At 60.0% G+C, this 23,776-nt stretch carries 21 protein-coding genes and 1 pseudogene; 17 read left to right on the top strand and 5 right to left on the bottom strand.

Translation table 11 applies throughout. The features are described from left to right. Window positions 1-32: 32 nt before the first annotated feature. Window positions 33-446, bottom strand: coding sequence for a succinate dehydrogenase, cytochrome b556 subunit (gene sdhC / locus BCA01S_RS22225; protein ID WP_027778820.1), 414 nt, complete (start codon window positions 444-446; stop codon window positions 33-35). A 214-nt stretch (window positions 447-660) separates the two neighbouring features. Here sdhC and BCA01S_RS22220 point away from each other — a divergent pair, with 214 nt between their 5' ends. Next, window positions 661-1,557 (top strand): LysR family transcriptional regulator, encoded by an 897-nt coding sequence (locus BCA01S_RS22220; RefSeq protein WP_027778819.1) that lies wholly within the window; start codon window positions 661-663, stop codon window positions 1,555-1,557. Between the two features lie 36 nt (window positions 1,558-1,593). Here BCA01S_RS22220 and BCA01S_RS22215 read toward each other — a convergent pair whose 3' ends face one another. Both BCA01S_RS22215 and BCA01S_RS35115 read right to left on the bottom strand, forming a co-directional pair. After that, on the bottom strand, window positions 1,594-4,770 hold the full coding sequence (locus BCA01S_RS22215) for a CheR family methyltransferase (RefSeq protein ID WP_027778818.1): 3,177 nt from the start codon (window positions 4,768-4,770) through the stop codon (window positions 1,594-1,596). Further along, on the bottom strand, window positions 4,767-5,000 hold the full coding sequence (locus BCA01S_RS35115; RefSeq protein WP_042319113.1) for a type II toxin-antitoxin system ParD family antitoxin: 234 nt from the start codon (window positions 4,998-5,000) through the stop codon (window positions 4,767-4,769). Before BCA01S_RS35115 ends, BCA01S_RS22215 begins: the two co-directional genes overlap by 4 nt. 283 nt (window positions 5,001-5,283) lie before the next feature. Here BCA01S_RS35115 and BCA01S_RS38060 point away from each other — a divergent pair, with 283 nt between their 5' ends. From BCA01S_RS38060 to BCA01S_RS22170, 7 genes and pseudogenes are all read left to right on the top strand, one after another. Next, a complete protein-coding gene (locus BCA01S_RS38060) occupies window positions 5,284-5,457 on the top strand; it encodes a hypothetical protein (RefSeq protein WP_156955075.1) in 174 nt (57 codons plus the stop codon). Window positions 5,458-5,798: 341 nt separating this feature from the next. Continuing rightward, on the top strand, window positions 5,799-6,386 hold the full coding sequence (locus tag BCA01S_RS22205) for a BPSL1445 family SYLF domain-containing lipoprotein (protein WP_027778817.1): 588 nt from the start codon (window positions 5,799-5,801) through the stop codon (window positions 6,384-6,386). A 962-nt stretch (window positions 6,387-7,348) separates the two neighbouring features. Beyond that, a complete protein-coding gene (locus tag BCA01S_RS22195; protein WP_084166905.1) occupies window positions 7,349-8,809 on the top strand; it encodes a sensor histidine kinase in 1,461 nt (486 codons plus the stop codon). Between the two features lie 17 nt (window positions 8,810-8,826). Continuing rightward, the gene (locus tag BCA01S_RS22190; RefSeq protein ID WP_027778815.1) at window positions 8,827-9,465 is read left to right on the top strand and encodes a response regulator transcription factor; all 639 of its coding nucleotides are present in this window, start codon (window positions 8,827-8,829) and stop codon (window positions 9,463-9,465) included. A gap of 262 nt (window positions 9,466-9,727) precedes the next feature. Further along, window positions 9,728-10,114, top strand: a complete 387-nt coding sequence (locus tag BCA01S_RS22185; RefSeq protein ID WP_027778814.1) for a response regulator transcription factor — start codon at window positions 9,728-9,730, stop codon at window positions 10,112-10,114. Between the two features lie 313 nt (window positions 10,115-10,427). Next, window positions 10,428-10,598, top strand: a pseudogene (locus tag BCA01S_RS37275) (mammalian cell entry protein); the annotation flags it as partial. After that, window positions 10,595-10,966, top strand: a complete 372-nt coding sequence (locus tag BCA01S_RS22170; RefSeq protein WP_027778813.1) for a PqiC family protein — start codon at window positions 10,595-10,597, stop codon at window positions 10,964-10,966. The pseudogene BCA01S_RS37275 and the gene BCA01S_RS22170, both read left to right, overlap by 4 nt. An 81-nt stretch (window positions 10,967-11,047) precedes the next feature. Here the strand turns inward: BCA01S_RS22170 and BCA01S_RS22165 are convergent, their stop codons facing one another. Continuing rightward, complete coding sequence (locus BCA01S_RS22165; protein WP_027778812.1) at window positions 11,048-12,382, bottom strand: DUF3300 domain-containing protein; 1,335 nt, start codon at window positions 12,380-12,382, stop codon at window positions 11,048-11,050. A gap of 348 nt (window positions 12,383-12,730) precedes the next feature. On the opposite strand from BCA01S_RS22165, the gene BCA01S_RS22160 reads away from it, so the two are divergent. The 3 genes from BCA01S_RS22160 to BCA01S_RS22150 all read left to right on the top strand — a co-directional run bounded on the left by BCA01S_RS22160 (window position 12,731) and on the right by BCA01S_RS22150 (window position 15,883). Next, a complete protein-coding gene (locus tag BCA01S_RS22160; protein WP_027778811.1) occupies window positions 12,731-13,003 on the top strand; it encodes a hypothetical protein in 273 nt (90 codons plus the stop codon). Window positions 13,004-13,220: 217 nt separating this feature from the next. Next, entirely contained in the window at window positions 13,221-14,324 is a 1,104-nt protein-coding gene (locus BCA01S_RS22155; RefSeq protein ID WP_027778810.1) for an AI-2E family transporter, read from the top strand. A 500-nt stretch (window positions 14,325-14,824) separates the two neighbouring features. Then, window positions 14,825-15,883 (top strand): beta-keto acid cleavage family enzyme, encoded by a 1,059-nt coding sequence (locus tag BCA01S_RS22150; protein WP_027778809.1) that lies wholly within the window; start codon window positions 14,825-14,827, stop codon window positions 15,881-15,883. A gap of 197 nt (window positions 15,884-16,080) precedes the next feature. On the opposite strand, the gene BCA01S_RS22145 is transcribed toward BCA01S_RS22150, so the two are convergent. Further along, the gene (locus BCA01S_RS22145) at window positions 16,081-17,082 is read right to left on the bottom strand and encodes an AraC family transcriptional regulator (protein ID WP_027778808.1); all 1,002 of its coding nucleotides are present in this window, start codon (window positions 17,080-17,082) and stop codon (window positions 16,081-16,083) included. 385 nt (window positions 17,083-17,467) lie between these two features. Here BCA01S_RS22145 and BCA01S_RS22140 point away from each other — a divergent pair, with 385 nt between their 5' ends. The 6 genes from BCA01S_RS22140 (at window position 17,468) to BCA01S_RS22115 (ending at window position 23,712) form a co-directional block, all read left to right on the top strand. Next, window positions 17,468-18,790 carry an MFS transporter gene (locus BCA01S_RS22140; RefSeq protein ID WP_027778807.1) on the top strand — a complete coding sequence of 441 codons (1,323 nt, stop codon included), beginning with the start codon at window positions 17,468-17,470 and terminating at the stop codon, window positions 18,788-18,790. 66 nt (window positions 18,791-18,856) lie between these two features. Continuing rightward, complete coding sequence (locus BCA01S_RS22135; RefSeq protein ID WP_027778806.1) at window positions 18,857-19,837, top strand: quinone oxidoreductase family protein; 981 nt, start codon at window positions 18,857-18,859, stop codon at window positions 19,835-19,837. 10 nt (window positions 19,838-19,847) lie between these two features. Then, complete coding sequence (locus BCA01S_RS22130; protein ID WP_027778805.1) at window positions 19,848-20,696, top strand: TauD/TfdA dioxygenase family protein; 849 nt, start codon at window positions 19,848-19,850, stop codon at window positions 20,694-20,696. Between the two features lie 19 nt (window positions 20,697-20,715). Beyond that, the gene (locus BCA01S_RS22125; protein WP_027778804.1) at window positions 20,716-21,276 is read left to right on the top strand and encodes an RBBP9/YdeN family alpha/beta hydrolase; all 561 of its coding nucleotides are present in this window, start codon (window positions 20,716-20,718) and stop codon (window positions 21,274-21,276) included. Beyond that, entirely contained in the window at window positions 21,263-21,997 is a 735-nt protein-coding gene (locus BCA01S_RS22120) for a DsbA family oxidoreductase (RefSeq protein WP_042319109.1), read from the top strand. Before BCA01S_RS22125 ends, BCA01S_RS22120 begins: the two co-directional genes overlap by 14 nt. Window positions 21,998-22,083: 86 nt before the next feature. Continuing rightward, on the top strand, window positions 22,084-23,712 hold the full coding sequence (locus tag BCA01S_RS22115) for a 3-(methylthio)propionyl-CoA ligase (RefSeq protein ID WP_027778802.1): 1,629 nt from the start codon (window positions 22,084-22,086) through the stop codon (window positions 23,710-23,712). Window positions 23,713-23,776: the final 64 nt, after the last annotated feature.

Raw genomic sequence — 23,776 nt, 5'->3', positions numbered from 1 at the left:
TTTGGACCGATTCGGTTAGGGGCTGCCATTTTTTAGAATGCTCCGAAGAGTTTCGCCGCGAAGGCGATCGTGAGAAGCGAGGACACGACGAACACGACGATGGAGGTCTGCCTGCCGCCTTCCTTGTTGACCGCGCGGTGCGTGTCCATCACGAGGTGACGGATGCCGGCGCAGAAGTGAAACAGGAACGCCCAGGCGAGCACCAGCGTGATGAGCTTGACGATGATGTTGGAGAGAAAGCCCTTGAAGACCTCGAAGCTCAGTTCGGAGGTCAGGCTCTGGTCGAAGAGGTACAGCAGGAACGGAAGGAAAACAAACAGCAGACCACCGCTCAAGCGATGAAGAATCGACACGCGCCCCGCAAGCGGCAGGCGATACGCCGTCAATATCTGCCCGATACCGATGTTCCGGAATTCCGGCCTCGGTTTTTTTACGGCTTCAGCCATGCTAGACCCCCTTTGCCTCTTTAGATAAACACAACGGCGCACACCGCCGCTCGCTCCGGTATAGGCGCGAATCGTCCCACCTCATCCTTTGGTCGAACGGCTTTGTATTGCGGGAAGATTAGGACGGACCGCGCGATGGCGATATTTTGTCGCACCGCTGATATACTGTCCAATATCTATCTCGTCTTACTGAAATAGCTTTTTCAGATATCAGATGGAATTGCGTCATATTCGCTACTTTCTCGCTGTCGCCGAAGAGCGCAACGTCACTCGCGCGGCCGAAAGACTTGGCATCGGGCAGCCGCCGCTCAGCCAGCAGATCCACGCGCTAGAAGACGAAATGGGCGTGCGGCTGTTTCGGCGCACCGGTCACGGCGTCGTATTAACGGAGGCCGGCGAGGCCTTTGCCGCCGACGCCAAGCGCATCCTGTACGACACGCGGCTCGCGGTCGAAAAGGCGCAGAGCGCGGGCCGTGGCGAAATCGGGCAGCTCAACATCGGCTTTACGGGGTCCGCAGCGTTCAATCCTGTCGTATCCAAGCTGATTCGCGACTATCGGCAGGACTATCCGAACGTCACCCTCACGCTTGCCGAAGGCAACACCGCACAACTGCTCGCCTATCTCGGCGACGGCCGTGTGGACGTCGCTTTCGTGCGTCTCGGCAGTCAGTCGCCAGCGGGCGTGCAGTTCCATCACATCGCGATCGAGCCGATGCGGGTCGTATTGCCGGCAACGCATCGCCTCGCGAAGAAACGCAAGATCGCGCTGTCCGCATTAGCCGAAGATCCGTTCGTGATGCTTCCGCGCGAGGCGAGCCCTACGCTGCATGACGTCATTGTCGGAGCATGCAGGGAAGTCGGGTTCGAGCCGATCGCGGGACAGCAGGCGCCGCAGCTGTCGTCGGTGGTGAATCTCGTCGCTGCTGAGTTCGGCGTCTCACTGGTGCCGGCTTCGGTATGTCAGATACAGGTGGAAGGCGTCGCTTATACCGACGTGCTCGGCAACGCCATCTCGATCCGGCTCGTGCTGGCCTCGCGCATCGAAGCCGCGCCCGCAAAGACAGCGAACTTCCTGCAGAAGGCGTTTGCCTTGGCGTCGTCGGTTACGTGAGGCAGTCGTCCTTCACCACCATGATGCGTTGACCGTTCAACGCGTTCGCGATTGCTGCGATGGTGTGGCTTTCGACGCGTCGCCGCCCGGCAAACCAGCTGCAGGTAACGGTATCTCGATGTGACACGAGATGCCGTCTGCGGTGAAGGTGAGTTCGGTGCGTGCCTGAAGCGTGAACTTCAGCGCCTTCTCGATGAGTTGCCGGCCGAAGCCGGTCCGGCCGCTATCCGGTCTGGCGCGAACCCCGCTTTCCACCCACTCGAACACGAGCAATGCAGGCCGGGCGGCGCCCGCCTCCACGCGCCAGCGCACGTCGAGTCGTGCCTGCTCCTCCTTCAGCGCGCCATATTTGAGCGCATTGGTCGCCAGCTCGTGCAGGACGAGCGCGATGATCTGTATGTTCCGGAATCCGAGCGGCACGACCGGGCCACTAATCTTGACCCGCTCGCCGTCTGCGACGCCGAGCGCATCGAACTCGAGCCGCACGATATCGCTCAGGTTGACCAGATTGCCGTCCGCTTCCCCGATCAATCCCTGCAGGCGTCCCAGCGCCGCGAGGCGGCTCGTGAACGTTTCCAGCTTTTGATCGGCGGTGAGCGTCTGTTCAGCAATGGACTGGATCACCGCCAGCAGATTGCGGGTGCGATGCTGCAACTCGCCGATCAGCACTTTCTGCCTGTCTTCGGCATGGACCATGTCCGTGACGTCGACAAAAGCAATCACCACACCGTCGATCTGCCTGTCGCCGTTGCGGTACGGCGCAAGGCGCACCAGGAAATGCGCGAGCCCATCCCGGCCGCTGACGTGGCGCTCCCGCGGCTGGTTCGTTTTGAAGACGGTCTCGATATCGTGCTCGAGCCCGTGCAACTCAAGCCGGCTGACGAGTTCCGTGATGGGACGGCCGCGGTCGATAGCACGGATATGGAAGATGCTGTCCATTGCCGGCGTGAACGAACGGATGACCAGGTTGCGGTCGAGAAACACCGTTGCCACCGACGTGCTCTCGAACAGGTTTCGCAAGTCGCTGTTCGAGCGGTCGAGCGCGTCGATCTTGCCGCTCAATTCCATATTGACGGTTTGCAGTTCCTCGTTGAGCGAAACGAGTTCTTCCTTCGACGCCTCCAGCTCTTCATTCGACGACTGCAGTTCTTCGTTGACCGAGACTAGTTCCTCATTGGAGGACTTCAATTCCTCCAGTGCCGTCTCGTACTCTTCGATCATGGACTGCAAACGCTCGCGAGTCTCGCGCAACTCCTTTTCGATCTGCGCCGCCGTGCCGTCGTGCATCGACTCCGCGCGCGCAAGCGCTTCCTCGCGGGCCGCTAGCGGACCTTCATCCTCGAAGATGACGAGATACATATGCTCGCCCTGCGGCTGACCGGTCAGCGGTTCCACTGTCAGGCTGATGAGCTGCACACGGCCGTCTTCGCCCTCCACGACGACGCCTTCGCGCGTGACCGTGCGGCCCGACTCGACCGCTTCGCGAAACACCGACCGCAGATCGAGGCTGAGTCCCTTGCGTGCGAGCGCGAACAGTTGGCGCGTCGGCACGCCGGGCGCGGCCTCCAGGTACTTGCCGGTGCGGCCGGAGTAATAGACGACATCGCCGTCGCGCGTGACGAGCACATGCGGCGGTGTGAAGCGCTCCAGCATATGGTTATCCACGACATGCCGCAGCGCAGCGCCGCCGAGAGCAGGGCGGCTCGGCGTTAGTCCTCCGGGTTGCCCGATCTTCAACGAAGAGACCGAAAGTGGCACACGGATCTGGGGTGAGACATCGGCTCTCCGCCGGAAGATGCGGTGCTTCTTCTCGACGGGCAAAAACAGTTCGTCGAACTGGCTGACGTTCTCCGATGTACCTAGGAAGAGATACCCGTCCGGTCGCAGCGCATAGTGAAACGTCGGGATCGCCTGATTCTGGATTTCCGTACCGAAGTAAATCAGCAGGTTGCGACAGGAGACCAGGTCGATGCGCGAAAAAGGCGGGTCGCGGACCACACTGTGCGGCGAGAAGATGCAGAAGTCGCGCACTTCCTTCGTGAGCACATAGCTGCTGCCGTCCTGAATGAAGAAGCGCTCGCGCCGTTCCTCGGATACACCGTCGAGCATCGCTAGCGGGTAGCGTGCCGCGCGTGCGACGGCGAGCGCGCCGTCGTCGATGTCGGTGGCGAAAATCTGTACGCGCGGTGTCGGCTGGCGGCCATCCATTTGCTCGCGCAGCAGCATGGCAATCGAATAGACTTCTTCACCGGTCGCGCAGCCGGGCACCCACACGCGAATTGTGTCGCCGGCACCGCGTCCCTCCAGCAACTGGGGAATCGCGATCTCCGCGAGCGCTTCGAACGCCTGCGCGTCGCGAAAGAAACTGGTCATGTTGATCAGCAGGTCCCGAAACAGAGCGGCGACTTCTTCCGGATCTTTCGACAGTCGCGCAACGTATGCCTCGGGCGTGAGGATTTCAAGGACCTGCATGCGCCGCTGCACGCGGCGCACAAACATGTTCACCTTGTAACCGCTGAAGTCATGGCCGACCTGACTGCGCAGGATTGCATAGACCGCAGTGCGCGCTTCGTCGAACTCGCTTGCATTGATTTGCGCTCCTGATTTCCCGGCAAAGCCGTCGAGCATGAAGACGCCCGTGGCGAAGCTCGCGAGCTTCTGGCCCATTACCTCGGCGGGCACCGCGAAATCGACGAGGCCCGTTGCGATCGCGCTTCTCGGCATGTCCGGATGATGCGGGCCAAAGCCGTCGTCGGCCTGCGCCAGTGTCAACCCGCCGCGCTCTTTGATGGCCTTGATGCCCAGTGTGCCGTCGGAATCGGCGCCCGAGAGAATCACGCCGGCTGAAAGCTCGCCGACGTCGGCCGCGAGCGTGCTGAAGAAAACATCGATCGGTTTGCGCTCGCGCCGGATCTTGTCCTGGGACTGCACGTGGAGGGTGCGGTCCTTGACACTGACGACGGCGTCGGTGGGCAACAGGTACACATTGTTCGGTTCGATGGACGTGCCGTCTGCAATGGCGTGCACCGGCATGTCGGTAAAACGCGCGACGATTTCCGGCAGCATGCTGTCGCGATCGGGACTCAGATGAGTAACGATCACGCACGCGAGGCCGGGGTTTCGCGGCATGCCGCGGAAGAAGCCCTCAAGCGCCTCGACGGCGCCAGCAGACGCGCCTACGCCGACAATCGGAAAAGTGGTGGGTCGCGTCATCGTTTGTCCCGTATTGCCGCGCGTTTGCGACCATCGGGACGAGCCTCGAGCATCGAGGGCGCACCGTCCGCATCACTGCCCAGCGACGGCATGGATTGCTCCTGCAGCAGCCGCAGTCCGGCACGGACGACCTCGCTTGCCGTGCTGTAGCGGCCCACCGCAATTTCTGCCTTTATGAACGACGCCAGTCGCTCCGTCAGACTAACGCATAACGCGTGCTTGCTCGGCATGGCCGACTCGCGAAAATAGAGGGGTATGATTTTATATTACGCTTTTGGAGCTGGGCACTTCAACAACCCGCGGCGAGCAACGAGCGTGATTCGCCGCTCGATTGACTCCCCGGAATCTCGGCTCAAGAGCTTATTCACGTGAGAGCGTCTCAGGACAGAATCGCGAGACAGAAGATCATTATCACCGCACACACCCACTCACCTATGTTCGCGATGCAACATCGGCCGCGGTGGTCGCATACGACCTTGGTCCGATTGTCCTCAACAGATACGCAGCGCAATCATGTACTCACCACGCGAGCATATGCGTCGTCGGAACGTCTTGGGAGCTGTTTGGATATTTACAGGAAACACCGCTTTTGCGCTGTCGCGTCAGGCGCAGGTGCAAGGCGCAATGGATACCTTCAACCGCGCCTGGAGCGCCTGCATGGAAGGACGCGGTTATTCGGTCAAGTGAACCTGTTATTGGATGCCGCCGGTGAGCGAAACAGCGTGCGTGTCATTCCGCTGGGTGCGAAGTGCTTCATGGACGGGTGACGCAACCGTGTCCGGAAGTCTATCTTTGCCCGCAAATAGCGGCGAGCTGTAAGACGAGAGTCTTGTTCCTCCTCTCGTCGCCATGACATCACAGAACTGGTCAAGCCGGGACGAGCCCTTAACGTTACTACCTGAGTACTCATCTGACTGCGTCATGTGACTGCGGCCGACCGAGTGATGTGATTGCTGCCGCAACGATTTAAGAACGATGTGTTTACCCGCGTACCGGTCCTTCGGCCGGAGCGCTAACGGAGGCCAACAATGGACAGACGGAACTTCGTGTTAAGAACTGCGGCTGCGATGGCTGCTTCCACTCTGGCGGTTGCCGGTTGCACCACGACTTCAGGCGGCGGCAAAAGCGCTGAGACCGACGCGTCCAAGCGCCAGGCCATTGATGCGAGTGTGAACGGTACATTGAGCCGGCTGTTCTCAACGGTGAAAGGCTCGCAGGAACTCGCGTCGAAGGCACAAGGGATTCTGGTGTTTCCAGACGTGAAGAAGGCTGCTTTCATCGTGGGCGCCGAGTATGGCGAAGGCGCATTGCGTGTGGGCGGCCGCACGGCCGGCTATTACAGCACGGCGGCGGCGTCATTTGGATTTCAGGCGGGGGCACAATCCACCGCTGTCATTTTCCTGTTCATGACAAGCGACGCGCTCGCCAAATTTCAGAGTTCGTCTGGCTGGTCGGCCGGGGGTGATGTTGCGGTATCGGTTGTGAAGGTAGGTGCGAATGGCGCAATCGATACGACATCGGCAAGCTCGCAAGTTGTCGCCCTCGTGCTCACCAATGTCGGTCTGATGGCCGACGCCTCGGTTAACGGTGCGAAGGTGACGAGGCTCAACCTTTAAGCCCTGAAGCATGTGATAGCAAAGTATCGGGGGTCTGGGCGATCTGAACCTCGTCGCGCTTCGGCATGACTGGACGACGGTGGTTCGATCGCTCCAGGACATGTTGTCAATCCGCGACCGCGATCCACGTAGCGCATCCGGCGTCGTGTCGTTAAAGGTCGGCACGACGCGCGAGACGCGTACTCGTTCAGAAATAGAGTTGGGATGTGGTCAAACGTCAGGTATCCGAACTTGAACAGAAAATAGATTCCATCCGTTCATACTGCAATGTCGCCCCGATTGACCTTGGCCGTACTCCATCTCATTCAAGCAGTTATCGCTATCTGACTCAGCTTTAGACAGCGCGCGAAATTATGCTATTTGGCCGCAGTTAGCATAACCGCGCCGAAGTAGAGCGCGTGACGCGATTCCACGCCGAAAACGCTTTGAATTCTGACTGCCTGTACGCTATGAGCGAACCTGATCGCAACTTGCATAGGTGAGCGTGAAGCGGAACGCAAGCGGTGCAGCAGAGAAGCCGTGCCCCGGTAGTCCTCGTCGTTTTCATTCACCTACGGGTGACAATCGGACACAAAGAGCCTTTAGGGCGAAAATGTGTCCATACCGTACTTCCAAATTCCCTGGTCGATTTGCAACGATGTTATTAACAGGCTATTGAACGCCAGCCGCGCCATTTTTTCCGACACTTCCAGTTCGCTCGAAAAAAATTCTGAAAAAAACAGGTTGCATCCTTTCATCCGGCTATCTTCCAGTCTATGGTACTCAAAGGTGCCGAACAAGTATGGCTCTCGTGCGATTAGGTGAGCCGACCAATAGCCTACTAGATCTCATTTTGCTGATTGACCGAAGAGTTCGCTCATCTGTCGATCTGATGAGCGGGTAATGTGGCATGTTCGAGCACATTCCCGCGAAGAGGCGACGTTGCTGCTCGATACCGTAGGGCCAATACGGAGAGTCCAGTCATGAATATGCCCACACGCGAGCCCCGCACAATGATGGCGGGGATTGCGTCAGCCCTTGAGCGGCTTAAACATTCATGGGGAGCCAGCGCAAGCAAACAGAACCCGACGCCGTCAGGCAGGCCTGCCAGAATGATTACGGCAAATCGCGCGCATGACAGGCCGCGGGTCGATATATCTGACGTGGCACCGCGCAAAGTGGGGAGCGGGCAGGACAACCTCGTCCGTAAGCAGTCGCACCCCAGGGCATACAGACGACCTTCCACTGCGCGCTTCGACCGTATGGGGCAGTTAAAGAGCGCGCTGGTCAGATATCTGTCATGGCCGACGGTTCGCGCTGAAGACACGAGGCTTGACCGCGCGAGAGAAGCGCTGAAGCCACTGCTGGAAATGATGCCTGCGGCGATGATCGTGGTCGATGACGCGCACAAGGTAGTACAGGCCAACCAGCTTGCCGCAACGCTTTTCTCTTATACGGCGGAGGAAATGAGCGGCCTCTCTTTCCTGCAGTTGTTTCCTCGCATGGATAACGATGCGGTGGCGCGGCGAGGACATCCATCATCAAGCGGTTCGCCAGAAGACTTTGCAGCTTCCAGCGCGCGACGAACAGCCGTTGCGCGATGTAAGGACGGCATCGAACGGTCGGTTAGCGTGAAGTGTATGCACTACAGACCGGCTGGCGCCTTTGTATGGATCGTCACTAGCGACGATGTGCAGGCTCACGCAGAGATGGTTAGCGATGAGTCGCAGCACGCACATCTTGCGCGCGTTTTCGAACTGGCGGAAATGGCGGCCGTTCTTGCTCACGAAATCAATCAGCCGCTCACCGCGATCCTGAGTAACGCACAGGCGGTACAGCGATTCCTGCATTTGACCAGAAGCGGTTCGACTGATTTGCGGGAAGCGTTTGCGGACATCGTGGCCGATAGTTTTCGTGCCACTGAGATCGTTCGCAAGCTGCGGCAGTTGGTCCGTCGGGCCGCACCCGAGACACGGTCGATCGACATTGGGAGTCTGGTCAGCGGAGCAATGCACCTCATGCGTCGCGATGCGGTGGTGCGAGGGGTCAGCGTGACGCTGGATATCGCGAGGCGTCTGCCGCTGGTTCGGGGCGATAGCGTCCAGTTGCAGCAGGTCATGATCAATCTGTTGCAAAACGCGTTTGACGCGGTAGAGGGGTGTTGTGCGGAACACCGCGTCGTGTCGGTGAAAGTCGACACTGCGGCGCAAGGAGAAGGGGTCAGTATTTCTGTGAGCGACCGCGGCCCTGGTCTGAAGCCAGAACAGCTCGGCGAGATGTTCTCGCCGTTTCCCACCTCGAAGCCGCAAGGTCTTGGGCTCGGCCTGTCGATCAGTATTTCGATCATCTCGATGCACGGCGGACGGCTATGGGCGGAAAGCAATGGCGAGCGGGGCGCGACGTTCCGGCTCGTGCTGCCGTCCGCAGGCGAGGCTGATATATGACAACCTGTTCAAACACCATGACCGAAGTCACATCGATGGTATTCGTCGTCGACGATGATGAGCACGTCAGGTCTGCGCTCGCGCGACTGATCCGGCTGTCCGGTTATTGCGTGCAGACCTTCGACAGCGCGGAGACGTTTATCGACCGTTTCGATCCGAAGAGCGGCCCTGCCTGTCTGCTGCTCGACCTGCAGCTACCGGGACTCAGCGGGTTAGCGTTACAGCACCAGTTGCATGAGTGGCTACCGATCATTTTCATGTCGGGGCACGGCAATATGAGTTCCGCTGTCGATGCAATGAAAGCAGGGGCGACAGACTTCCTGCCAAAACCGGTGAGCGACAGCGTATTGCTCGACGCAATCGAACGCGCGCTCGAACGCGCGCGTCGGCTATTCGGTTGGCGCAGCGAACTGCAGGACATTCAAAGCCGGGTGAAGCAACTGACGCCGCGCGAGCGCGAGGTGATGACGCTCGTAGTGGCGGGTTACCTGAACAAGCAAGTTGCGAGCGAGTTGGGCGCAGCAGAAAAGACCATCAAGATTCACCGTGCGCGCGTGATGGAAAAAATGAAAGCCGGCTCGCTTGCAGAACTCGTCCGCCTCGCCGAAAAAGCTCAATCCGCGACGGCGACGAACACGTCCGCCTCGTATCGCTGACAGCGTTCGGGCAGGCGTCATTCACATGACGTCGCACCTCGCCGGGTGCTGGTGCGGACCAAAATTTCAGACGTCCTGTACGCCAGCGCTGCTGGCATCCACACATAGCGCGCAGTGCCGGTGACGTGTAACCACCAGTGGTAATCCGGTGCACTTGATGGTCTTGGTGGACCAAAGTCCTATTTCATATCTCAAGTGAATTCGTTAGGCTCGGACTGCACGATCGCGTTGCGACATCGCCTAACGAGCCCGAACGTACCACATGGCCAATCTCACTCCGACCGCAGCGGTTGTCGACGATGAAGAATCGGTCGGACGGGCGATCAAGCGCCTGTTGAGATCTGCTGGCATCGACGCGGAGGCGTTCTCGAGCGGCGAGGCATTTCTGAACAGGCTGTCGACCGATGCATCGTACCGGCCCGACTGCGTGATCCTCGATGTCCTGATGCCCGGCGTTGGCGGCGTCGAAGTGCAGCGCCAACTGTCCGGTACGGGGATGCCGGTCATCATCATCACCGCCCACGACGACCCGTCGGTTCGCGCGCAAGTGCTCGCAGCAGGCGCCATCGACTATCTGCGTAAACCGTTCGACGGTGCCGCGCTAATCCGCGCCGTTCAGGCGGCGATGGGCCTTCCTCCTACGCCCTGAGGCCGCTCTTCCTTGCGCGGCGGTGCAGCAGCGTCGTCTTCGTACAGACCGTATGAGACCAAAGTCCGATTGTCCGGACATTGTTGGATAACCACACCTGCGATCTATGCATCCGTCAGCCGCGCTGACGTCATCCGGAGAACGCGGGTATGAAAAGCCCGGACGCAATGAGTGGGATCGCCCCGATGAATATGGCCTGCGTCGCCCGCGCTTTGTGCTTGTCGCGCGCGCTCGTCACCGCCTCGGATTTGACCGTGCCCCGTCCGTCGCTCGACGCGTGCGCGCCGGCTCGCCATGCACTGCCGCGCATGGAATGATGACTTCTGCCAACGGGGCGCTGCAGCCGGACTCCGCATTACAGCAGAACGTCTCCGACGCCATGAATCAGTTGGCGCAGACGGCCGCCGCAGTCCGCACGCTGGCCGACTATCTCGAACGGCATCCCGAGGCACTGGTACGCGGCAAGCCGGAGAACAAACCGTGACGCGAATCTCTTCTGTCGTTGCCGGGGTATTTTTTTGCGGCTTGCTGGGCGCCTGGGGCAGTTCGCCGACCGCTAGCTTCTACACGCTGACCGTCGATATGACACTCACGCCGATGACCTCCACGATGCCGGTCCATGTCGTGGTCAATCCAGTCACTATTCCCGATGTGGTCGATCGGCCGCTGATCGTCACGCGCATGGGCAACAACCAGGTAGTGCTCGACGAGTTCGCTCGGTGGGGCGAACCGCTGAAGGGGGGCATTGCACGTACCATCGCAGGCGATCTCGCCACGCTGCTGGCATCGGATCGCGCTCTCGGGGCAGTGAGCCGCGATATAGCTGGAGTGATTCACGCAGGCGCGCCTTAATGAAACGCAGCCGCGACGGTTTATGCCGACGTGGCCGGCGTGACGTAGTTGGGCGCCGACGGGCGGAATCAGATCGCGAAGCTAACGTCTTCCGCCACGGCCGCCACCTGCACGGGCGCCACCGCCGCCGCTGGGCCGGCTGAATCCCGAGCTTTGCACGCTTGAACGGCCACGGTCGGCGCTTCGTTGCGTTGCGCCGCCCGATCCTACACCCTGAAATGCGTCGTCCCGCCCTCCGCCGGTTCCACCACCACCGGCACCGCCCACGCGGTCGCTAGCGCGAGAAACGTCGCTCGTGCCGACGCGATTCGATGCGCTGCCCCGATCGCCTGCAGCCGACCTGTTCGCGGCCCCCGCGCGGTTGCCGGAGGTCGATCTGTCCGCGACCGACGCACGATTACCCGCGTTCGACCTGTCTGCGGCGCCCGTTCGGTCGCCACCGCGTGTCCGGTCGGAACTGTCGGCGCGCGGGCCATTGCCGTTGTCACGGCCACGAAATTCGTTACGCCCCTGCGCACCGCCGGCGTCGCGAGAATACTTCTCGCGAGTCGCGTTGTCGCGGTACGCGACGCCCTGGCGATGGCTTCCGTCATGCTGCCAGCGCCCTCCTTCGACCTTCGTGCGGTCGAAGTTGCGATCGATGTTCGCCGCTTTGTTGACATTGATATTGACGTTGCTGCTGCCCCAGTTGCAATTGCTGAAGATGGCGCCGGCGGCGGCCAGTCCGACGCCCCAGGCGAACCCCGTCATCAGTGCGCCTCCTGGATAATACGCAGGATATGGCGGCCAGTACGTAGGCGGATAAGCCGGATAGCTCCATGCACCGTACACGACAGTGGGGTTGTAGGCCGGCACGTAGATGATTTGCGGATTAGCAGGTTCTATCTTCACGATGGTCTGCCCACCAGCGGGCGCCTGTTCGACGACAACGTTCTGCTGTTCGTTAGATTTCAGGTTGCCGGAATCTTTGGCGCGGGCGCGCAAGCGCTGCACCGCGGCGAAGACATCTTTCTGTTGCGCGAGGAACGCGTCGCCCAGCCGCTGAGTCCAGTCGAGCTTGTCGTTCATCGGATCGAGAATTTGCGGAAATGCAACCAGCGATTTCACGCTGACATCCCATGGCTGGTTTTCGACAGCTTTGACAGCGTCGTCGCCTTTGATTTTTGGATTGGCCTTAACCCAGCGCGCCGCATACACAATCTCGAGCGGGTAGGTCGACGCCATCAGCACTTGCGACAGCACGGAGTCGGGATAGAGTGCGATTGGTGCGACGAGTGCTTCGATTTCTTCCGGCTTGAACGGCTCGCGTGTTGGGGCTGGCTGAGTTTGAGCCTGTGTGCCGGTCGATGCCATTGTCAACATGACAAGCAGCCACGCGCACAATGCCTTGGTCCATCGATGATTCCATCTGGACATGGTTGCTCCTCCATGATTTTGATAGATATCCGAACTAATCATGGTCCGTTGCGACCGACCAACAGTTGGAGAGTATGAGAGTTGTCTGCGTGGCTGCCGCTACTCCTATCCAATATGATGTTAGAACATCTCGCGACCTTTGTGATGCCAACAAGCGGTGCATTTTTCAGCTTCGCGAGCCACTGAGATGGAAGCGAACCTTGCCCGAAAGCGAAGCTGCATCGAAGCGTGAGAAGAGTCGCCGCGTACGACCAAAGTCCAATACAAAACGTGCTTCAACGAATATACGCTGGAAGCTTGCATGCTTGTCACTGACAAACTCACCAGCAAATCAGATTGGGGCCCGTTATGAAAAAAGCAATTGCAACAGTGATGACCGTATCTCTCACACTACTACCGTTTAGTTTCGCGTCGGCGCAAGATAATTCTGCAGCGCCCCCAGCGGCAGCCGCCGAACATCCGGACGAGATAGTAAGAATGCATCAACAGGTTGCAGCGGCGAATCGCGAGTACAACCGGGAAGTCGCGTCTGCAAAGAAGGTCTATGACCAGAAGAAGGCGGCGGCGAATAAGAAGCGCGACGCGGCGGTTGCTGCCGCACACAGCGGCACGAGCCAGTAAGCGGCTTGCCGCGATTGCAAAGTAGCGAGGGCGTCCGCGTTCATGTTTGGAGATTTGCCTCACCGTCGACCGGCGGTTTATCCCGGAGCGAGCAGTCCGGCGTAGGTGCGCAATAGCGATACGGCGCGCGAGTTATCCGACGCCGGTCATGCTCCGTCACTGGTCAGTCCCGTTTGTCGTTAGATGAATTGTCGCGACAATCTGCGAGGAGATTCCGATGCTGATCTCGCCGACCGGCTACCGGAGCCGATCGAAAGAGCTGCTTGACGTATTGATCCGCGCTGGACTCGTGGCGGTTCTCGCCGTTTTCTGTTTCCGGATCTTCGTCCCGTTTCTCAACCTGATGGTCTGGGCGCTGATTCTCGCCATTACCTTCTATCCGCTGCAACTCAGGCTTCGACGACATTTTGCGGGAAGAGATGGTCTAGTCGCCACGATGATTATCCTGGTCGCGTTTGGCGTTATTCTGGTACCGACCTATCTATTGGGCGTGGCGATTGCCGATTCGATCAACCATATGATCGCAGTACTCAGGAGCGGTAGCTTTGCGATCCCGCCGCCAGCCGAATCGGTCGCGAGTTGGCCGCTAGTGGGCCCACGTGTGCATGAATTGTGGCAGCAGGCGTCCACTAACCTGACCGGTCTCGCCCAACGGTTCGCGCCGCAAGTCAAGGACGCTGGTCTTGCCGTGCTCGGTACACTCACTGGCCTCGGCGCGGGCCTCCTGATTTTCTTCTTCGCGTTGATCATCGCGGGTATCTTCATGGCGCACGGGGAGAAGGGCCATCGCAGCGCGGTGCTGATCGCTTCGCGCATCTCAGGACCTGAAAACGCGTTAGAAATAACCAGCCTATGCACGGCCACGGTTCGCGCAGTCGCCCAAGGGGTGGTCGGAATTGCGTTCATCCAGATGTTGCTCGTCGGTGTCGCGTTCATCGTCATGGGGATACCCGGCGCGGGTCTGCTCGCGCTCGCGGTGTTGCTGATCGGCGTCATGCAGTTGCCCGCCACGCTGATCACTGCCCCCGTGATCGTCTTCGTGATACTCACACAAGGGGCCAATGCGTCGACGATTATCTTCTCCGTCTACATCCTGCTGGCGGGACTCACCGACAACGTGCTGAAGCCTTTACTGCTTGGACGCGGCGTTGCAGTGCCAATGCCGGTCGTGCTGATTGGAGCGCTCGGCGGCATGGTGACAGCCGGGGTAATCGGCCTGTTCATTGGTCCCGTGATGCTTGCGGTCGGTTACAAGCTGTTCTGGCGATGGGTTAGAGACCAGCCGGAACTCGTGCACGTTGAGCAGCAGGAACGGTCTTGAAGTTGTAGAACGGCGCAAGCGTCCCGCGCCACGCGCCGCTCCTGTTTAGCAGCATGACTGAAGGACCGCAGGATGCGGCGCCGGCCGCATCTGCGCACGACATTCGCGCTTGCCTTCCGGCGGCCGATCACACATCCCTTCCAAATCCCCTCATGTGCGCTGGCGCGACGGCAAGTTCGCCACCGAGGCGCTCGATAACTTCTTATCGCTCTGGCAAATCCGCCACGACTCAACTTCCTACTTGAATATGCAGCGAGTTGGCGTAAACACGTAGTGGCATCGAATCACAAATCTATGGCGCCCAAAGGCAAATCGCGTTTTGAGGTCACGGTATCTTCGTCGGACGAGTTCGTTTTTGCCGCGTCTGACGCGAAGGCGAACGTTCCATTAGTTTTCGCGGAAAGGAGAGATGCCGATGCTGGGCGAGAACCTCGTCAACAACACGCACTCAGCAGCCCAATCTCTGTCCGCCTCCGTAACCTGCCTTTTGAGACCCTGCCATGAACTTCCTCGACGGTTCCCTCTACACTGAAAACCAGCAACCGCTGATCATTACAGCGGCGCCATATGCGCCATCCTGGGTGCCTTCCGACTTCCCCGAAGATATCCCGGTCACCATTGAACAGCAAATCCAGAAGGCAGTGGATTGCTACAACGCCGGCGCCACCGTACTGCACCTGCACGTCCGCGAACTTGACGGCAAAGGCAGCAAGCGGTTGTCGAAATTCAATGAACTGATTGCTGGCGTTCGCAACGCAGTGCCAGAGATGATTATCCAGGTGGGCGGCTCGATCAGCTTCGCTCCCGAGACCGAAGGTGCCGCGGCCAAATGGCTGAGCGACGACACGCGCCACATGCTGGCCGAGCTCGATCCAAAACCCGATCAGGTCACGGTGACGATCAATACTTCGCAGATGAACGTCGTCGAACATTGGGAAGATGACGACGTCAAGGGAACCTCGATGGAGGATCCCAATGTCTACAAAGCGTACAAAGAGATGACAGTGCCAGCCCAGCCAGGCTGGGCCGAAGAGCACATCCGCCGCTTGAACGCAGCCGGGATCCAGAGCGCTTTTCAGTGCTACAACATCAATAGCTTCGAGTCGGTCGAGCGGTTGATCCGGCGCGGCGTTTACAAGGGTCCGCTGGTGATGAACTGGGTGGCCATCGGCGGCGGCATGGACGCGCCGAATATCTATAACCTTGCCAACTTCGTGCGCGCTACGCCTGACGGCGCGGTGCTGACAGTGGAAAGCTCGATGCGCAATGTGTTGCCGGTCAACATGATGGGTATCGCGATGGGCCTGCACGTGCGCTGCGGCATCGAGGACAACCTGTGGAACCAGTCGCGCACGCGGAAGATGAGCTCCGTCGAGCAGATCGAGCAACTGGTGCGCATTTCACGCGAGTTCGGCCGCAATATCGCCACCGCCCAGGAGGCGCGCGACATAAGCAAGATCGGCGTGTTCTACGATACCGTGGAGGAGACGCTGCTGGCCAACGGTTTCGCGCCTAACCGAAACGGTGGCACTCAAGGCTTCCTGCGCAAGGCCGTCTGAACGCGGTAGGGCAACTCGCGCCGGCGCACGCACCGGCCGGCAGGGCGCACGGTGTATTCAACTGCGCCTGCCGGACCGCGTCCTGCGGTGCGTCCATACAGAAGCAACGCCCGACAGTTCTGATGCTGCAGGCCACGGCGATGCATGGCGGCCCAATTCATCTGGAGCCGGAAACGGGGCGGTGCAGACAGTGCCGGTCATTTTGCCTGCCTGTTTCTCCAGTCGCGCGGCGCCATGCCGAAACGCGACCTGAACCAGTTTGTGAACGAACCCTGCTGGCTATAACCGAGCAGCGCCGCCACACGTCCTACCGGATAGCGCGAGTTGCTCATGTAGCGAACGGCAAGTTCTCGCCGTACTTCGTCGACCAGGTCTGAGAAACTTGTCTCGACCAATTCCAACTGGCGCTGCATCGTGCGTACACTCAGACCCAGATGGCGGGCAACCGGCTCGACGGTGCCTTGCTCCAGAGGCAGTAGCAGGTAGATTGCCTTGCGAACTTCCAGAGCTGTCGAATCCGTCCCGGCTTGCTTCAGTGGTGCCGCGAGGCTTTCCGCGTAGCGCACGAGTTCCGGGTCCGCAGCCGGATTCGGATAGTCGAGATCGGCCGCTGCGCACACGAACCCGTTGAAGTCGCTGCCGAACTGCATCGGACAGCCAAAGAAACGTCGGTGAAACGTCAGATCGGCGGGACCGGCGTGCGTGAAGTGAACGCTGCGCGGTTTCCAGTGGACGCCGAGCAGAGCGCTGGAATGGCGAGCGAGAACTCCGAGTGCGAGTTCGATCGCCTGATTCGTCGGAGTACCTGCATCAACGACGAGTTCTTCGCGAATCGTGACTGTTGCACCGGCGTCTTCGACATAAACTGCAAGTGCTTCGTTGAGCAGATGGCGGTACTCGGCTGCGGCTAGCAGCACGTCTCGCAACGTGCGTTTGTGCGCGAGCAGAACATTGACCACGCCTGTCCCAAACTGATGGCGGGTTTCGGCCATTTGCAGAGCAAACGTTGGAGACGACGCCAGCCTCGCCGTGAGTTCCAGCAGCCGGCAGCACGCGGCTGCCGCAACGCGACTGTCCGGATTTGCAAGCGCGGCCGGATCTAGCCCGACCTGTTGCGCGAGCTCCACGGGGTTGAGTCCGAACCGCCGCGTTACATCGAAATAACCGCTCATCGCAACCGACCGCAGCATCGTCTCCATTGCGTTTCCCTTCGTGGCAGCGAACGCTTTGCCGTCCGCTCATGGACTGCTGATCGCCGACTGCGTCAAGCATCGGTGTTTTCACTAAGCGGCGTGTATTCGTAAAAGAATGGCGCCTAATCATTAAATTGTATTGCGCGATTCCCGTATCTTGCAATCACGACATTCACTATGCCTCGGTCGATTCGAACCTGGCCTTGCGAGCGTCGAAAGTGCCGCCTCGTGCGGTGAGATGAAGGCACCCCGCTGATGGTGAAGCGTGCTGGGCTTTTGAAGGTGCTGATTTTTGACAGGCGCAGGGCAGGGTGAAGCAGTCATGGTGAATGAGCCTTTGCGCTGTCATCTAAAGACGACCGCTAACGAGCCAGACGCGGAGGAGACAACTATGCTGATGCAGCATGTAGAACACACAACAGGCGATGTTCCGGTAAAAGAAGCGGACGTCCGCGCCTATGCGTGGGTGGTTTTTGCGTTGACCGTAGGATTGCTGCTTTCCGATTACATGTCACGGCAGGTACTGAATGCCGTCTTTCCGCTGCTCAAGGCAAGCTGGGCTTTGTCGGACACCCAACTCGGTTCGCTGAGCAGCGTGGTTGCATTGATGGTCGGCGTGCTCACCTTCCCGTTATCGGTACTCGCGGACCGCTGGGGGCGCGTGAAGAGCATCGTGCTGATGGCGGCGATGTGGAGTCTTGCAACATTAGGCTGCGCGCTCGCGACGAACCACGGTGAAATGCTGATCGCCCGCGCTTTCGTCGGTATCGGTGAGGCGGCGTACGGCAGCGTCGGCATTGCGGTCGTGCTGAGCATATTTCCGGCGCGGCTGCGCTCCACGCTCACGGGTACGTTCATGGCCGGCGGCGCGTTTGGTTCGGTGCTGGGGATGGCGCTGGGCGGCACAGTGGCGGCTCATCTAGGCTGGCGCTCGGCGTTCGGCACGATGGCGGCCCTAGGTCTCGTACTGGTAATCGTCTATCGGTTCATCGTCACCGAGAAACGGCTTGCGCGGCTTCAGCCGGCAAACGTAGGCAGACACGTACAAGGTCTGGGCGTGCGCATGAGTCTGCGCGCGCTGATGAAAGGGCTTTTCTCCACCAGATCGGTAGTGTGCGCGTATGTCGGCAGTGGCATCCATCTGCTGGTTCCCGCCGCGATGTGGGCCTGGATGCCGAGCTTCCTGAATCGCTACTACGGCATGCCTGTCAGTAAGGCCGCGATGAGTGCTGCTGTATTCGTGCTGATTACCGGGCTTGGCATGGTGGTGTGTGGGAATCTGGCCGACCGGCTCAGCAAGCGCGCACGGGAAAGGAAATGGGTTGCCGCGATTGCTTTCTGCCTGATTTGTTTCGCGCTACTTATCATTGGTTTGCGCATGCCTGCGGGTCCGCTGCAACTCGCGGTGATCGGCCTCGGCATGTTTTTCAGCGCCGGTGGAAGCGGGCCTTCCGGCGCGATGGTGGCTAACCTCACGCCGCCGTCTATTCACGCGTCGGCGTTTGCCACACTGACACTGGCAAACAATCTGCTGGGTCTGGCGCCCGCCGCCATTCTGACGGGATTCATCGCCGACCGGATTGGCTTGCTCGGCGCACTGCAGCTAGTGCCGTTTGCGCCTCTCGTCGCGGCTATTGCATTTTTCATCGGCAAGCGGAGCTACGCCGGTGATCTCGATCGTCTGGATGCCCTGCGCGAGCGGGCCGTACGCTGAGCAGAGGTCCTGACCTTCGGCGCGCGAATTTCATTTTGCAGTTGAGTAATGGATAGGAGATTGAACATGGCTAGAGCGATTCGCTTCCATGAGACCGGTGGTCCCGAAGTCTTGCGTTATGAAGAGGTCGAAGTGGGCGATCCCGGCCCCGGGCAGGTCCGTTTGCGCCACGAGGCGATTGGCCTCAATTTCGCGGATACCTACTTCCGCAGCGGTTTGTATCCGGTGCCGATGCCTGCGGGCATGGGCGTCGAAGCCGCAGGCATCGTCGAGGCCGTTGGCGCCGGCGTCGCGAACGTCGCGCCAGGCGACCGCGTGACTTACACGGGCTTCGTCAATACCCTGGGCGCCTACAGTACCGAACGGCTGATCCCGGCTGCGCCTCTCATCAAGCTGCCCGAGGCAATCTCGTGCGAAACGGCCGCCGGCATGACCATGCGCGGCCTGACGTGTGCCTACCTCATGCGCCGCATTCACGACTTCAGAAAGGGCGACACCATCCTTCTGCACGCCGCTGCCGGCGGTGTCGGTCTGATCGTGTCGCAATGGGCGAAGCTGCTTGGGCTCACCGTGATCGGCACCGTGTCGACCGAAGCCAAGGGTGAAGTGGCACTGGCGCATGGTTGCGATCACGTCATTAATTACAGCCGGGATGACGTCGCGAAACGCGTGCGCGAGCTGACCGACGGCGTCGGCGTGAATGTGGTGTTCGACAGCGTCGGCAAGGACACCTTCGAGTCATCACTCGACTCGCTCAAGCGTCGGGGGTTGATGGTGTGCGTCGGCACGGCGTCGGGTCCGATCCCGCCGTTCAATCCGCAGATTCTTGCAATGAAGGGATCGCTTTTCCTGACTCGTCCGGCGCTAGCAGACTACATTGCCGACCCTGCGGAGAAGAATGAACTCGCCGCGGAGATATTCGGACATGTTGCTGCAGGCCGCATCAGGATCGAGCTGAACCAGCGTTACGCATTGGAGGACGCGGTGCAGGCGCATCGAGATCTTGAATCGCGCAAGACGACGGGTTCGTCCGTCTTCGTTATCTAGGGAGCCAGTGATGCACGTTGAACCATTGACATGCGCAATCGGCGCAGAACTAGTCGGCGTCAATCTCGCCGACGCCATTCACGACAACGGCCTGTTTAGCGAGATCCGGGCGGCACTGTTGAAACATCGCGTGCTGTTCCTGCGCGGACAGAACATCTCACGCGCCGAGCATGTAGCGTTCGCCCGCCGCTTTGGCGACCTGGAAGATCACCCGGTCGCAGGTAGCGATCCCGAGTGCCCTGGTCTCGTGCGCATTTACAAGACTCCGGATCAACCTAACGACCGTTACGAAAACGCATGGCACGCGGACGCCACCTGGCGCGAAGCGCCGCCTTTCGGCGCGGTCCTTCGGTGCGTCGAGTGCCCGCCGGTTGGAGGCGACACGATGTGGGCGAATATGGCACTCGCTTACGATAATCTGCCGGAGCACATCAAGACACAGATTGCCGACCTGCGCGCGCGACACAGCATCGAAGCGAGCTTTGGTGCCGCGATGCCGATCGAGAAGCGGCACGCACTCAAGGCGCAGTTTCCGGACGCCGAACATCCGGTCGTGCGCACGCATCCCGAGACTGGCGAGAAGATTCTGTTCGTGAATGCTTTCACCACGCATTTCACCAACTACCACACGCCGGATCGCGTGCGCTTCGGGCAGGACGCTAACCCGGGTTCGGGCGATTTGCTGCGCTATCTGATCAGTCAGGCCTATATCCCGGAATACCAGGTGCGCTGGCGCTGGCAGAAGAACAGCATCGCCATCTGGGACAACCGCAGCACGCAGCATTATGCGGTGATGGACTATCCGCCATGTCACCGCAAGATGGAACGAGCGGGAATTATCGGCGACAAGCCGTACTAACCGCAAAGAAGACCGCTTTATGACTACCGATACAAAACCGACCATTCTGATGGTCCCGGGTTTGCGCGACCACGTTTCGGACCACTGGCAAACCCTGTTGCAGCAAAAGTTGCCCAATGCAATCTCGGTGCCGCCGCTCGAACACGACAAGCTCAGTTGCGCGGCACGCGTTGCCGCGCTTGACACAGCGCTCGCGAAAATCGACGGCCCAGTAATCCTTGTCGCTCACAGCGCGGGCGTGATGATTACGGTTCAATGGGCACAGCAGCACAACCGCGAGATTCACGGTGCGTTGCTCGCCACGCCGGCCGATCTCGATACGCCGCTGCCGGCCGGTTATCCGACTATCGATGCACTGGCCGAAAACGGCTGGCATCCGATACCGCGCAAACGCTTGCCGGTCCCGAGCATCGTCGGGGCGAGCCGCAATGATCCGCTTGCGCAGTTTGATCGCGTATCTGCAATGGCGACCGACTGGGGCAGTCGCCTCGTCGATCTCGGCGAAGTGGGGCACCTCAATCCCGCGGCGGGTTTTGGTGTGTGGGCGATGGCGGAGACACTGATCGATGAACTTGTGTGATCAGAACTGGATCGTCCAAACTGAACGGCACGTTGAAGACAAAGTGGGTCGGCAAGTCGATTCGAAGCCCAATCTGACAATCGACGCCTTTTTCGATTTCATCTGCCCGTGGTGTCTGATCGGGAAACGCAATCTGGAGAAAGCCATAGCCGTCTTTGGCGGACTGCGGCCCGACTCACAGGTGAAGGTGCGATGGCGGTCCCATCAACTCCTTCCGTACACGCCACCCAATGGCCTGCCGTATCAGGATGTCTGTTGCGAGCGCCTCGGCGGTCCGGAAGCCGTGATCGCTAGGCGCGCAGAAGTGCAGCTAGCTGGAAGCGAAGCCGGTATCGACTTTGCATTCGATCGGATCAGCGTGTTGCCCAACACCGCCGCTGCGCACGAACTGGTCGCCTTTGCTGCGAACCATCTCGACGAAGCGCAACGCGCGACACTGGTCGATCGCGTGCTAGCGGCCTACTTTCTGGAAGGTGAGGACATTGGAGACCGCGAGGTTCTCGAGCGTCTCGGACGGGACTGCGGTCTGGATGGCGAAAGTCTCAAGACGCATTTGACGCAATGGGTGGGCCGCGTCGATGGGATCGGTCGACGCGTATCGCGCCACCAGTCGCGAGTGAGGGGCGTGCCGCACTTCGTGTTCAGCACGGGATACACGTTCTCGGGCGTTCACTCGCCCGAAGTCATCGCTGCGCTCATGGTTTCGGCCACCCGAAATTGAAGGAACGGAAGTTGTCACGACGTATGCCGGTTGTGTGGCAGAGGAACCGGCGCGCGTGCCACTGCAGTCACTCAGGAGAACAAAGAATGCAAGGCTTGATGATGGAGCAACCGCTGCTGGTCGCTTCGCTGCTCGTGCATGCTGAACGCCATCACGGCGCACAGGAAATTGTGTCGCGGCGAGTAGAAGGAGACATCCACCGGTACCAATACCGCGATCTCGCGCAACGCGCGCGCCGCATGGCCAACGCGCTGGCAGGTCTCGGTGTGCAGTCGGGCGAGCGCGTCGCGACTTTGGCGTGGAACGGCTACCGGCACATGGAGATGTACTTTGCGGCGTCAGGCTCGGGGGCGGTGTTGCATACGCTTAATCCCCGGCTTCACGTCGAGCAACTGGCGTACATCATCGATCATGCGGAAGATCGCGTCGTGTTCTTCGATCTGACATTTCTGCCGCTGATCGAAAGCGTCGCGTCACGCGTCAAAAGCGCCAAGGTCTTCGTAGCCATGACGGATCGCGCGAATATGCCGCAGACGCACAGTCTGTCCACGAAGCTGATGTGTTATGAGGATCTGATCGACGCCAATAGCGACGTTTTCGACTGGCCGCTGCTCGACGAGAACAGTGCGTCGTCGCTGTGTTACACGTCAGGCACCACGGGCAATCCGAAAGGTGTGCTGTACAGCCACCGCTCGACCGTATTGCATACCTACGCGGCCGCGTTGCCCGATTCGCTGAACTGCTCGGCGCGCGACTCCATCCTGCCGGTCGTGCCGATGTTCCATGTGAATGCGTGGGGGCTGCCGTACATCGCTTGCATGGTGGGCGCGAAACTGGTGTTTCCGGGGCCCGCGCTCGACGGCGAATCACTTTATGAGCTGATCGAGACCGAACAGGTGACGTTATCTGCGGGCGTGCCGACCGTCTGGCAAGGACTGCTCGCTCACGTCGACGCGCTCGGGCGAGCGTTCTCGTCGATGCGGCGCACGGTGATTGGCGGCGCTCCCTGCCCGACCGCTATGTCCGCAGCATTCCAGGAGCGCCATGGTGTCGACGTGTTGCACGCATGGGGCATGACGGAGTTGAGTCCGGTCGGCACCGTATGCAGTCTCAAGGCGCATCAGCTTACGCTGACGCAGGCGGATCGTTACGCGGTCCAGGCAAAGCAGGGACGTGCGGTGTTCGGTATCGACATGAAAATCGCCGGCCCCGACGGCGAAGAGTTGCCTTGGGACGGCAACGCGACTGGCGACCTGCTGGTACGGGGCCCGTGGGTCACGAGGCAGTACTTCGGTAGCGACGATGAGTCGCCGCTGCGTGACGGATGGTTTCCGACCGGCGATGTGGCGAAAATCGATCGCGACGGTTTCATGCAAATCACGGACCGTAGCAAAGACGTCATCAAATCCGGCGGCGAATGGATTAGCTCCGTCGAAATCGAAAACGTCGCGTACCTGCATCCCAAGGTTACGGCTGCGGTCTGTATCGGCGCGCGACATTCGAAGTGGGACGAGCGGCCGCTGCTGGTGGTCGTTAAAAAGCCGGGCAGCGCGCTCACCCAGGACGAACTACTGGCGTTCTTTGATGGACGGGTAGCGAAGTGGTGGACGCCCGACGCGGTGGTATTCGTTGACTCCGTTCCATACGGCGCGACCGGCAAAGTGCTCAAGCACCGGTTGCGGGAGCAATTCGCGGATTATTTTTTACCGAACTGACACGCCGGGTTATCAGCGCAGCTTCGTTCGAGCAACAGAAAAAAAAGCCGGCCATGTCCGGCAC

It is taken from the genome of Paraburkholderia caledonica NBRC 102488 (genome assembly GCF_000685095.1).
In the GTDB taxonomy this organism is placed as follows: Bacteria; Pseudomonadota; Gammaproteobacteria; order Burkholderiales; family Burkholderiaceae; genus Paraburkholderia; species Paraburkholderia caledonica.
This window is presented reverse-complemented; position numbering and strand designations above follow the sequence as displayed.

What these genes read in the sequence shown, in the direction of transcription:
- sdhC (WP_027778820.1), bottom strand. Translation starts at nt 446, where the DNA reads ATGGCTGAAGCCGTAAAAAAACCGAGGCCGGAATTCCGGAACATCGGT.
- BCA01S_RS22220 (WP_027778819.1), top strand. Translation starts at nt 661, where the DNA reads ATGGAATTGCGTCATATTCGCTACTTTCTCGCTGTCGCCGAAGAGCGC.
- BCA01S_RS22215 (WP_027778818.1), bottom strand. Translation starts at nt 4,770, where the DNA reads ATGACGCGACCCACCACTTTTCCGATTGTCGGCGTAGGCGCGTCTGCT.
- BCA01S_RS35115 (WP_042319113.1), bottom strand. Translation starts at nt 5,000, where the DNA reads ATGCCGAGCAAGCACGCGTTATGCGTTAGTCTGACGGAGCGACTGGCG.
- BCA01S_RS38060 (WP_156955075.1), top strand. Translation starts at nt 5,284, where the DNA reads ATGTACTCACCACGCGAGCATATGCGTCGTCGGAACGTCTTGGGAGCT.
- BCA01S_RS22205 (WP_027778817.1), top strand. Translation starts at nt 5,799, where the DNA reads ATGGACAGACGGAACTTCGTGTTAAGAACTGCGGCTGCGATGGCTGCT.
- BCA01S_RS22195 (WP_084166905.1), top strand. Translation starts at nt 7,349, where the DNA reads ATGAATATGCCCACACGCGAGCCCCGCACAATGATGGCGGGGATTGCG.
- BCA01S_RS22190 (WP_027778815.1), top strand. Translation starts at nt 8,827, where the DNA reads ATGACCGAAGTCACATCGATGGTATTCGTCGTCGACGATGATGAGCAC.
- BCA01S_RS22185 (WP_027778814.1), top strand. Translation starts at nt 9,728, where the DNA reads ATGGCCAATCTCACTCCGACCGCAGCGGTTGTCGACGATGAAGAATCG.
- BCA01S_RS22165 (WP_027778812.1), bottom strand. Translation starts at nt 12,382, where the DNA reads ATGTCCAGATGGAATCATCGATGGACCAAGGCATTGTGCGCGTGGCTG.
- BCA01S_RS22160 (WP_027778811.1), top strand. Translation starts at nt 12,731, where the DNA reads ATGAAAAAAGCAATTGCAACAGTGATGACCGTATCTCTCACACTACTA.
- BCA01S_RS22155 (WP_027778810.1), top strand. Translation starts at nt 13,221, where the DNA reads ATGCTGATCTCGCCGACCGGCTACCGGAGCCGATCGAAAGAGCTGCTT.
- BCA01S_RS22150 (WP_027778809.1), top strand. Translation starts at nt 14,825, where the DNA reads ATGAACTTCCTCGACGGTTCCCTCTACACTGAAAACCAGCAACCGCTG.
- BCA01S_RS22145 (WP_027778808.1), bottom strand. Translation starts at nt 17,082, where the DNA reads ATGGAGACGATGCTGCGGTCGGTTGCGATGAGCGGTTATTTCGATGTA.
- BCA01S_RS22140 (WP_027778807.1), top strand. Translation starts at nt 17,468, where the DNA reads ATGCTGATGCAGCATGTAGAACACACAACAGGCGATGTTCCGGTAAAA.
- BCA01S_RS22135 (WP_027778806.1), top strand. Translation starts at nt 18,857, where the DNA reads ATGGCTAGAGCGATTCGCTTCCATGAGACCGGTGGTCCCGAAGTCTTG.
- BCA01S_RS22130 (WP_027778805.1), top strand. Translation starts at nt 19,848, where the DNA reads ATGCACGTTGAACCATTGACATGCGCAATCGGCGCAGAACTAGTCGGC.
- BCA01S_RS22125 (WP_027778804.1), top strand. Translation starts at nt 20,716, where the DNA reads ATGACTACCGATACAAAACCGACCATTCTGATGGTCCCGGGTTTGCGC.
- BCA01S_RS22120 (WP_042319109.1), top strand. Translation starts at nt 21,263, where the DNA reads ATGAACTTGTGTGATCAGAACTGGATCGTCCAAACTGAACGGCACGTT.
- BCA01S_RS22115 (WP_027778802.1), top strand. Translation starts at nt 22,084, where the DNA reads ATGCAAGGCTTGATGATGGAGCAACCGCTGCTGGTCGCTTCGCTGCTC.